Source organism: Embleya sp. NPDC059213, from assembly GCF_042754445.1.
Taxonomy (GTDB): domain Bacteria; phylum Actinomycetota; class Actinomycetes; order Streptomycetales; family Streptomycetaceae; genus Embleya.
This window is the reverse complement of the sequence record NZ_JBHZAV010000262.1, coordinates 1-10,393: the sequence shown is the minus strand read 5'-3', so window position 1 is coordinate 10,393 and position 10,393 is coordinate 1. Positions and strand designations below refer to the sequence as shown.

Here is a 10,393-nt window from a genome sequence, read left to right as displayed (position 1 = left end):
GGGCCCGCCGCCCGGGGGGCGGGGCGGGCCCGCCCGCGGCCGCGCCCGGCCCCCCCCCGCGGGGGGCGGGGGCCCCCCCCCCCGGCGGTCGGTGCCGGGTGATCAGCGGTGGGCGATCAGTGCACGAGCACCGGAATCGCCATCTCGTCCGCGTCCTCGTCGTGCGAGGCGACCACCGTGCTGTCGCCGTGCCCGACGGTGATGAACGTGAAGGCGATCGCCGAGGCCAGGGCCAGGATGCCGACCGCCCACCAGATCGCGGTGGCGTAGCCGTGCACCATGGCCTGCATGCGCAGTTGCTCGGCGCCGGCCGAGGTCACCGCGTGCGAGGCCACGTAGGCGGTGGTCGCGCTGGCCGCGATGGTGTTCAGCAGCGCGGTGCCGATCGCGCCGCCGACCTGCTGCGACGTGTTGATCATCGCCGACGCGACACCCGCGTCGCGCGGCTGCACACCGTAGGTGGCCAGGCTCATCGCCGGCATGAACGAGGTGCCCATGCCCAGGCCGAGCAGGATCTGCGCGGGCAGGATCAGCCCGACGTAGGAGCTGTCCACCTCGATCCGGGTGAGCAGCAACATGCCGACCCCGGCGGTCAGGAAGCCCGGGCCCATCAGCAGCCGGGCCGGGACCCTGGTCATCAGCCGGGCGCCGATCTGGGTCGAGCCGGTGATCATGCCCGCGATCATCGGCAGGAACGCCAGGCCGGTCATCACCGGCGAGAAGTCCTTGACGATCTGGAGGTAGTAGGTCAGGAACAGGAACATGCCGAACATCGCGATGATGGCCAGGCCCAGCGAGAGGTAGATGCCGGCCCGGTTGCGCTCGGCGATCACCCGCAGCGGGAGCAGCGGCGCCTTGACCCGGCTCTCCACGAAGACGAACGACGCGAGCAGGACGGCGGCGGCCACGAACAGGCCCAGCGTGCTGCCGGCGGTCCAACCGTGGCTCTCGGCGCGGGTGAACGCGTAGACCAGGGTGCCCAGGCCGACCGAGGACAGCACCACGCCGGGGATGTCCAGCGGCGAACGGTTGCGGGTGCCGGCGGGCTCGCGGATGACCAGGACGGCACCGGCCGCGGCGACCGCGGCGAAGGGGATGTTGACGAAGAAGGTCCAGCGCCAGTTCATGTACTCGGTAAGCACGCCGCCCAGGATCAGGCCGACCGCGCCACCACCACCGGCGATCGCGCCGAAGATGCCGAACGCCTTGGCGCGTTCCTTGCCGTCGGTGAACATCACCGCGAGCAGGGACAGCGCGGACGGGGCGAGCAGCGCGCCGAACACACCCTGGAGGGCGCGGGCGCCGAGCAGCATGCCGGTGCTCGCGGCTATGCCGCCGAGCGCGGAGGCGGCGGCGAAGCCGACCAGACCGACGATGAAGGTCCGGCGTCGACCCCACAGGTCGGCGATCCGGCCGCCGAACAGCAGCAGCCCGCCGAACGCGAGGGCGTAGGCGGTGATCACCCATTGTCGGTTGCCGTCCGAGATGCCCAGGTCGGTCTGGGCGGACGGCAGCGCGATGTTCACGATGGTGCCGTCGAGCACGACCATGAGCTGGGCGAGGGCGATGAAGACGAGCGCTTTCCAGCGCCTGGGATCGGGCATGGCGGTCTGGGGCGGAGCGGTTGCAGACATGGGTGTACTCACTTTGGGGGTGCGTTGCGACGGCGGGCGTCGCAGGGGCGGACGGTGCCCCTCGCCCACGCCGAAGTGGCGAGGCGACGGTGACGAGTTCGTAGTCGTTACGCGGTCACGCGGGATTGCGGTGAAATCGGAAGTCGGTAGGGCGCGTCAGCGCCCGGAAGGCTGCCCCTCGGGCTCGTCGGCCAGGTGTTCCAGGTCCCGCATCGCCACGGTGGAGCCGGACAGCGGGGTGGGGTCGGATGTGCACAGACCGTCGAGCAGCACGTCGAGGTGACGGTGCACGAACCGGTCGTTCACCACGCAGCCGCCCATCCCGGGCAGCGGTCGGGTGAGTTGGGTGATCGCCATCAGGAGATCGCCCGAGCCGACGTCGACGCGCAGCCGGCCCTCGGCACGAGAACGCTCCATCAGCGTCTCGACCAGGTCCTCCAGCCGCGTCCGGGCGGAGATCAGCTCGGGGTGTTCCTTGTCCACGGTCGCGGACACGAGTGGGCACAGCGCCCCGATCCGCTCCCTCATCGCGCCGTGGGCGAAGCGCCGCAGGGCCGCGAAGGCCACCGGCTCCTCGGCCAGGGCCAGCTCGCCCTGCTCGGTGATCCGCTCCAGGACGGAGAGGATCACCCGGTGTGCGAGCTCGCCGCGGTCGGCGAAGTGGCGGTACAGGGTCGCGTTGCCGACTCCGGCACGGCGGGCGACCTCGTCGAACGGCACCTCGGCGCCGTGCTCGACGAACATCTCGCGCGCCGCGGCGATGATCCGCTCGCGATTGCGCCGGGCATCCGCACGAAGGCGCGGACCGCGGTCCTCGACAACGTCGGTGGCGGTGACGGTGGCGGTACTGCCCATGATCCGGCTCCTTCCTGTCGGTCCCGACCGATAACCGGGGAGTGATTCCCCGATTGTGATTCGCTCGGTTAAACGGACAGGAAGTCCCCGGATATTTCAATCATTGATGTGACCTGGGTCACAGTCCCCGATGGCGACGGCCCGGTGTGTGATCGCCGTCGCGGCCGAGGGTGTCGGGGCGGGGCTGGAACGGTTCCGTACCCGGGCGCGTCCGTAGTAGGCGGGAGTCGCACCCGGCCCCCCGACCGCGGCTCGGCCCGCCGACCCGGAACCCGTCCGCGGTCGCGCGCGGCGGCCCGTCGGTCGCGAGAAAGCGGTTCGCCGGCCGTGACCCTGGGGGGTCTGCCACGACGTGGGGCGGCCGGCCACGACACAGGGGGACGATCCGTATCGGTATCGCCGAGCCCGGGCGCACTGCCCGGGACAACAGCGCGCGAGGTGGGGGAGGGCACGCGGCCGGTGGGACGGGGGCTGCGGAGAAAGGTGCACGTGGGGTGGCCGCCGGTGGGGTCGGCGTCCGCGAGATCGGTGTCCGCGACGAGGTGGACCCCGACGGCGGGGGTGTCGAGGGTGGGGACGTCGAGGCGGCCGAGGGGGCGCCGCCCGATGTGCCCTCGTCGCCGCGTCGGGGTCGGCTGCGGCGGCGGTGGCGGTCGTGGAGTCGGTGGCGGCGGGTCACCGTGATCGTGTTGTTATTGGTGAGTCTGCCGCTGGTGCCGGTCGGTGCCGCCGCGCTCGCGTTGCGGTTGGAGTACGCGGGCGATCCCTCGGATCAGGCCCGCAGTCGCGGCCGGGATGCGATCTGGCTGGGCCACGCGTGGGTGGACGGGCGCAAGGGCCCGGCCGAACTGGCGGTGCTGGCAAAGCGGTTGCGCGATACCGGCATCCACGACCTGTATGTGCACGCCGGTCCGCTGGAACACGACGGCACGCTGCCGGCGTCGGCGCATCCCGGGGCGCGGCAACTGGTGGAGGCGGTGCACCGCGAGTTGCCCGGTGTACGGGTGCAGGCGTGGCTCGGCGACATCGTCTCGCACGGCGGGCCCGGCCTGAACCTGACCCGTCCACAGGTGCGCGCGGCGATCACCGCGTCGGCCGCGCAGGTCCTGGACGCCGGCTTCGAGGGTGTGCACTTCGACCTGGAGCCGGTGTGGTCCGGCGACGAGGACTTCCTGACCGTGCTCACCGCCACCCACGAGATGACCCGGGCGCGCGGCGTCCCGCTCTCGGTCGCCGCCGCCCAGATCGACCCGCTGCCGTCGCTGCACAACGTGTTCCTGGCGTTGCGCGACCACCCCAAGTGGTGGTCGCAGCGCTACTTCGGCCAGGTCGCGCGCCGGGTCGACCAGATCGCGCTGATGTCCTACGACACCGCGATGCCGCTGGAGTCGTTGTACGGCGGCTACGTCGCGCAGCAGACCGGGCTCGCGCTGGAGGCGACCCCGGCCCGGGTCGACCTGCTGATGGGCCTGCCCGCCTACTACGCGAACTCGTGGGGCCACCACGGCTCGGCCGAGACGGTCGCGGCGGCGGTGCGTGGCATCCGGCTCGGCCTGACCCGAACCGACCTGCACCGACCGGCCTTCGGCGTCGCGTTGTACGTCGACTTCACCGCGACCGACACGGACTGGGCGTCCTACCGCCGCGACTGGTGCCGCCTGGACGAGTGAGCCGGGTCCCGGCAGGCCCGAACGCGGTGTCCGAATGCCGCCGGCACCGCGTTCCGGCCCCGCCCACGCTGGTGCCATGACCACCATCGCAAGCCCACCCGCCTTCGTCGTCCGAGCGATCCCCGCCGAGTTCCTCGACACGGTCCGCGCCGCCGGTACGGACGTCTCCGGCCACCCGGTCGAGCCGCGCGCGGCCGGCGGCGGCGAGCCGCTGCGCTGCTGCCTGCGCGACGCGGAACCGGGCGAGTCGCTGATCCTGTTCGGCTACGAACCCCCGCTGCCGGCAAGCCCGTACCGCGAGATCGGCGCGGTCTTCACACACGCCGAAGCCTGCCCTGGCCCGACCGACGACGGCTACCCGCCGCACTGGCGCGACCGCCCCCAGGTCTTCCGCGCCTACGACGCGCTGGGCCGCATCCACCCCACCTCGCGCGTCCACGACACCGACGCCCCCGAAGGGGCCCTCGCCGAAATCCTCGCCGACCCGGAGGTGGCCCGAATCCACAGCCGCAACATCACCTACGGCTGCTACATGTTCGCCATCACCCGCCCCACCCCGGACCACGACTGATCGTCGCCGGCTCCCCGCCCACCTCCGACGGTTGTCCGTCGGTGGGTGGGGAGGCGGTGATGCCGTTCAGGACGTAGGTCAGGCCGGTGGTGAAGGTGGTGTCCCAGTCGTTCTGCAGCATGTAGTCGTTGGCGCTCAGCGTCGGGTAGCGGTCGTTCAGGTCGTGCAGCCGGCGCTGGGCGGCCTCGCGGTCCTCGGCGGAGAGGGTGAAGCCGGCTCGGGCCACGGTCGCGCCCATCAGGTGGTTGTAGAGCGCCCAGGTGGCGGAGTTCAGGCGCCGGCCGGTGAAGCCCGCCCGGACCAGGGTCGCCTGCAGGAACTCCATCCGGGCCAACAGGTTCGGGCCCAGGGTCGGTCGCTGGAGCAGCGCGGCCGACCACGGGTGCCGCAGCATGGTCGCCCGCCAGTCCATGAGCAGGGCGACGATGTCGGCCTGCCACGCGTCGGGGTCCGGGGCAGGCGCCGGTAGCGGTGTCTCGGCGAAGATCGCGTCGAGCGCGAGGTCGACCACGTCGATCTTGGTGTCCACGTGCCAGTAGAGCGTGGTGACGCCCGACCCCAGCCGCTCGGCCAGACGCCGCATGGTCAGCCCGTCGATGCCCTCCGCGTCGAGCAGGGCCACCGCCTCGCCGACGATGCGTGCCCGGGTCAACGGGGGTTCCTCGCGCGCCGCCCGGGATTCGCGCAGCCACACGCTCTGCGCGCCCCCCGCGGCCTGGCCCTTGGCGTTGCCCTGCTTGCCCTTGATGACCCAACCTCCTTGCTCTTTCCGTGACGGCGAGCCTAGTATCCTGGCCTTGTCGAACGTTGTACCGGTACTAGTACGTTGTTCTAGAGGGGCGGAAACCAGCCGTGCATCAGCGGGAGTACGAGCAGGAACACGAACGGGAACACGAGCGCGCGCCCGACCCGGAGCGGGCCGAGGCGGTGGTCGATCCGGCGGTCGATCGTCGCCACGAGCAGCGGTGGTGGGCGCTGGCCGTGATCACCCTCGCCCAGCTCATGATCGTGCTGGACGGCACCATCGTGAACATCGCGCTGCCCTCGATGCAGCAGGATCTGCACCTGTCGGACGCCGACCGGCAGTGGGCGATCATCGCCTATGTGCTGGCCTTCGGCGGGTTATTGCTGCTCGGCGGCCGGGTCAGTGGGCTGCTCGGGCATCGCCGGACGTTCCGGATCGGCCTGATCGGGTTCGCCGCCGCCTCCGCGCTGGGTGGCGCGGCCGACGGTGCGGGCACGCTGTTCGGGGCCCGCGCGCTCCAGGGGGTATTCGCCGCGGCGATGGCGCCCGCCGCCATGTCGCTGCTGACCCTGACCTTCACCGACCCACGGGACCGCGGCAAGGCGTTCGGGGTGTTCGGGGCGATGGGCGCCGCCGGTTCGGGGGTCGGCCTGCTCGCGGGCGGGCTGCTCACCGAATACCTGGACTGGCGGTGGTGCCTGTGGGTCAACGTGCCGATCGCCGGAATCGCCCTGCTGGGCCTGCCGTTCGTCTACCGCGACCGTCCCTCGGCCGGGCCCGGTCGGCTGGACCTGCCGGGAGCGTTGCTGAGCGTGGCCGGCCTCGTGGCCCTGGTCTACGGCTTCAATCGCACCGAGCCACGCGGCTGGGACGACCCGTTGGTGCTCGTCCTGCTGCCCGGCGGGGTGTTGTTGCTCGGCCTGTTCGTGCTGGTGGAGACCAGGGTGCGCCACCCGCTGTTGCCGATGCGGGTGGTGGCGGACCGCGTTCGTGGTGGCGTCTACCTCACCAGCGCGTTGATGTTGGCGGCGCTGTTCGGCTGCTTCCTGTTCCTGAGCTACTACGCGCAGACCGTGCTGGGCTATTCACCCGTGCGGGCCGGGCTGATCATCATGGTGCTGGTCGCGGGCTCGCTGGTGGGGTCGATCCTGATCGCGGGCCGGCTGCTGGCCCGGGTGACCGCCAGGGTGTTGATGGTTCCCGGGCTGCTCGCGATGGCCGCCGGGTTGTTGCTCCTGTCCCGGTTGACGGCGGACAGCGCGCATGTACTGGTGCTGTATCTGGTGCCCGCGCAGATCCTGATCGGCCTGGGCCTGGGCGTCGTGCTCACCACCGCGACCAGCCTGGCCACCGCGGGGGTGGGCGCGGCCGACGCCGGAACCGCCGCGGCGACCTTCAACGCCGGACAGCAGGTGGGCGGCGCGCTCGGCACCGCGCTGTTCAACACCGTTGCCACCAGCGTCACCGCGACCTGGCTGCGCAACCACGAGGGTGCCCCGGACGCGGTCACGGCGGGCACCGTGCACGGATTCGGCGTGGCCCTGCTGGTGGCCGCCGGCATCATGCTCGGCGCGACGGTGGTCGCGGCCGTGCTGATCACCCCGCGCCCGACCGGGGACGCGCCGCCGTCCTGGTCCTGAGCGCACCCGGCCGGCCTCAGCCGCCCGGCACGGAACCGGGCGTCCGGGGGCCGTGCCGGGTGAGGCTGCCGGTGCGTTTGAGGGTGCGGATGATCGGCGCGGTCTCCACCGCGTCGATGCCCGGCAGGGCGCCGATGCGCTCGGCCAGGTAGGTGTACAGCGACTCGTCGTCCGGACACAGGACCGTGGCCAGCACGTTGGTACGGCCGGTGCCGGCCGCCGCGTAGGCCACTTCGGGGTGGCCGGCCAGGGCGGCGCCGGTGCCGGCCAGATGGGCGGGGCGTACCGACATCCACATCGCGGTGGTCGCCGGGTTGCCCAGGAGCCGTTCGTCGAGGTCCAGGACGAAGAACAGCGCCCCGGCCGTGCGCAGGTGGGCGATCCGGCGGCGCGCCGTCGACTCGTGGCAGCGGGCCTCGGCGGCCAGCGCGGCGTGCGAGGCCCGGCCGTCGCGGCTCAGCACGCCGAGCAGGACGTGGTCGAGGTCGGTCAACTCCAGCGGCGCCGCCCGGGCGTCGGGTGTCGGGTAGGCGGGGGCGAGCGCCGCCTGCTGTGCCGCGTCGAGCGGTTCCCGGCCCAGCACCACCGCCGGACCGTCCCACGTGCTCGGGCCGCCCTTGAACATCCGCAGCAGGCGGTGCGCGGTCATCGAGACCACCCGACGGCCGGCCGGGATCCGCTCCAGGAGCAGCGCGTCCCGGTCGTCGTCGCCGGCACCGGCCACGACCAGGTGGCAGATGATCTCGGTGCCGCCCGAGGCCAGCCGAACCCAACGGGTGTCCGACCGCTCGGCCAGTGCCCGGGCCAGACCCGGGGCCGCGCTCGGTACGCACTGGAGTCGCAGCACCCATACGCTCTGCCCGACCGGCCGGGGATTGAGCCGGCCCACCACACGCAGCCCGGCGCTCTCGCGCAGCCGGGTGTACCGGCGGGCGACCATCTGATCGGAGACGCCCAGCACCGAGGCGATCCGGCGCAACGGAGCCCGTCCGTCGATCTTCAGTGCATGCAGAAGCTGCAGATCGAGGTATTCCACACATCCGGAGTCTAGCTCCGGCGATATCCGGCATCCGCGCCCACACTCGTTGCCGCCGCCCCGGGCCGATTCGGATGCTCGTGGCCATGAGCGCATTCAAGGATCTTCGGCACTACATCGACCACCTGACCGAGCAGCTCGGTGCCGACGAGGTGCGTCGGGTCGACGGCGCGGACCGGGACGCCGACATCGGCGGGATCACCGAGCTGATGGCGGAGCGCGAGGGACCCGCCCTGATGTTCGACAACATCCCCGGATTCCCGGCCGGGTTCCGGGTGTTCACCAACTTCATGGGTACGCCGGCGCGTACCGCGGTGGCCCTCGGTCTGCCGCCGGACACCGCGGGACTGGACATCGTGCGGGCCTGGAAGGACCTGGGCAGGCGACTGGAGCCGATCCCGCCGGTCGTGGTGGACACCGGTTCGGTACTGGAGAACGTGCTGGTCGGTGCGGACGTGGACCTCGGGATCTTCCCCGCGCCGCAATGGCACGACGCGGACGGCGGTCGCTACATCGGCACCGCGTGCATGGTGATCACCCGCGACCCGGACACCGGCTGGGTCAACATCGGCACCTACCGCGCATGTGTCCAGGGCCGGGACCGGCTGTCGTTGTGGATGCTGGGCAACCGGCACGCCCGGGCGATCGCGGAGAAGTACTGGGCGCGGGGCCGAACCTGTCCGATCGCGGTGGTGGTCGGCCAGGACCCGATCCTGTCCACCGCCGCGGCGATCGCGGCGCCGGCCGGGATGTCGGAATACGACCTGGCCGGCGGGTTGCGCGGACAGGGGGTCGAGGTGCTGCTCCCGCCCGGGAGCGAACTGCCGGTGCCGGCGCACGCGGAGATCGTAATCGAGGGCGAACTGCCGCCGGTGGAAGAGGAATCGGTCCTGGAGGGTCCGTTCGGGGAGTGGACCGGCTACTACACCCACTCGGGACAGGAGACGGTGGTCCGGGTCACCCGGATCCTGCACCGGGACGACCCGATCATCCTGGGCGCCCCGCCGATGTTGCCGACCGTGCCGGCCGGCGACCAGGCGGTGCCGCTGTACTCGGCGTCGGTGACCTGGGATCACCTGGAAGCCTCGGGTGTGCAGAACATCAAGGGCGTGTGGGCCTATGCGCGGCAGTTGATGATGGTCGTCTCGATCGAGCAGACCGGCGCCGGCGACGCGATGCACGCCCTGTTCGCGGCCCTCGGGCGCAAGCGCACCGGTGGCATGGAGCGCTACTTCGTGGTGGTCGACGAGGACATCGACATCACCGACATCAACCACGTGTTGTGGGCGATGTTCACCCGGGTCGACCCGTCCGAGTCGATCCAGGTGCTGCGCGCGCCGACCACCGCCATCGACCCGCGGTTGTCCCCGGACAAGCGGGCGGCGGGCGACCTGTCGATGGGGGTGGTGCTGATCGACGCGTGCAAGCCGTTCGCGTGGAAGGACCACTACCCGGCGGCCAACCGCTTCGACGACGCGTCCCGCGAGGCGCTGCGCCGGCGCTGGGCGGGCGTACTGCCGCTGTAGCGCGGGGCCTGTGGTGCCGTGCCTGTGGTGTCGTGCCGTGCTTCGGGACGGGCTTGCCGGCCCCTCCCGTCCGCTGCGCCCCCTCCCGTCCCCCTGTCCGCTTCCCCCACCGCCGATCCGTCGGATCAGGAGATCGTCGTGCCGAACGCATCCCCCACCCGTTTCGTCGTCGGGGTCACCGGCGCCACCGGCGCGCCGATCGCCGTCCGCCTCCTGGAGGTGCTGCGCCGACTGCCGCACGTGCGGACCCATCTCGTGCTGAGCACCTGGGCCCGCTCCACGATCGAGGTGGAAACCCCCTACTCGGCTCGTGAGTTCGCCGAACTCGCGGATGTGACCCACAAGTTCGGCGAGTTGGGGGCGACCATCTCGTCCGGCTCGTATCCGGTGACCGGCATGGTGGTGGTCCCGTGCAGCATGAAGACGCTCGCGGCGATCCGGCACGGCTTCGCGGACAATCTGATCACCCGCGCGGCCGACGTCACACTCAAGGAGCGGCGTCCGCTGGTCCTGGTGCCGCGCGAGACGCCGCTGAGCGAGATCCACCTGGAGAACATGCTCGCGCTGGCCCGGATGGGCGCCCGGATCGTGCCGCCGATGCCCGCCTTCTACGATCGCCCGGGCAGCATCGAGGATCTGGTCGACCACGTCGTGAAGCGTGTTCTCGATCAGCTCGGCCTGCCTTCGGCCGACGCGGACCTCGCCGAGCGCTGGCC

Annotated in this window: 9 protein-coding genes; 5 read left to right on the top strand and 4 right to left on the bottom strand. The window is 71.8% G+C overall.

Annotation, left to right across the window (positions count from 1 at the left end; all coding sequences use genetic code 11):
- Window positions 1–116: 116 nt before the first annotated feature.
- Both ACFXMF_RS44240 and ACFXMF_RS44235 read right to left on the bottom strand, forming a co-directional pair.
- Complete coding sequence (locus tag ACFXMF_RS44240) at window positions 117–1,634, bottom strand: MFS transporter (RefSeq protein WP_360309190.1); 1,518 nt, start codon at window positions 1,632–1,634, stop codon at window positions 117–119.
- Between the two features lie 156 nt (window positions 1,635–1,790).
- Window positions 1,791–2,489, bottom strand: coding sequence for a TetR/AcrR family transcriptional regulator (locus ACFXMF_RS44235; protein ID WP_360309188.1), 699 nt, complete (start codon window positions 2,487–2,489; stop codon window positions 1,791–1,793).
- 494 nt (window positions 2,490–2,983) lie between these two features.
- On the opposite strand from ACFXMF_RS44235, the gene ACFXMF_RS44230 reads away from it, so the two are divergent.
- Window positions 2,984–4,159, top strand: a complete 1,176-nt coding sequence (locus ACFXMF_RS44230) for a hypothetical protein (RefSeq protein WP_360309186.1) — start codon at window positions 2,984–2,986, stop codon at window positions 4,157–4,159.
- A gap of 76 nt (window positions 4,160–4,235) precedes the next feature.
- Window positions 4,236–4,730, top strand: coding sequence for a DUF1203 domain-containing protein (locus ACFXMF_RS44225; protein ID WP_360309184.1), 495 nt, complete (start codon window positions 4,236–4,238; stop codon window positions 4,728–4,730).
- On the opposite strand, the gene ACFXMF_RS44220 is transcribed toward ACFXMF_RS44225, so the two are convergent.
- Window positions 4,702–5,382 carry a TetR/AcrR family transcriptional regulator C-terminal domain-containing protein gene (locus ACFXMF_RS44220; protein ID WP_360309182.1) on the bottom strand — a complete coding sequence of 227 codons (681 nt, stop codon included), beginning with the start codon at window positions 5,380–5,382 and terminating at the stop codon, window positions 4,702–4,704. The two genes, ACFXMF_RS44225 and ACFXMF_RS44220, sit on opposite strands and share 29 nt — an antisense overlap.
- Window positions 5,383–5,705: 323 nt before the next feature.
- Between ACFXMF_RS44220 and ACFXMF_RS44215 the strand changes: the two genes are divergently transcribed.
- The gene (locus ACFXMF_RS44215; RefSeq protein WP_379991287.1) at window positions 5,706–7,115 is read left to right on the top strand and encodes an MFS transporter; all 1,410 of its coding nucleotides are present in this window, start codon (window positions 5,706–5,708) and stop codon (window positions 7,113–7,115) included.
- A gap of 16 nt (window positions 7,116–7,131) precedes the next feature.
- Here the strand turns inward: ACFXMF_RS44215 and ACFXMF_RS44210 are convergent, their stop codons facing one another.
- Entirely contained in the window at window positions 7,132–8,151 is a 1,020-nt protein-coding gene (locus ACFXMF_RS44210; protein ID WP_379991284.1) for an Lrp/AsnC family transcriptional regulator, read from the bottom strand.
- Window positions 8,152–8,237: 86 nt separating this feature from the next.
- On the opposite strand from ACFXMF_RS44210, the gene ACFXMF_RS44205 reads away from it, so the two are divergent.
- Window positions 8,238–9,677: a UbiD family decarboxylase gene (locus tag ACFXMF_RS44205; protein ID WP_379991283.1), complete on the top strand. Its 1,440-nt coding sequence runs from the start codon at window positions 8,238–8,240 to the stop codon at window positions 9,675–9,677.
- Between the two features lie 138 nt (window positions 9,678–9,815).
- Window positions 9,816–10,393: UbiX family flavin prenyltransferase (locus ACFXMF_RS44200; RefSeq protein ID WP_380021183.1), on the top strand; the 578-nt coding region annotated here is incomplete at its 3' end.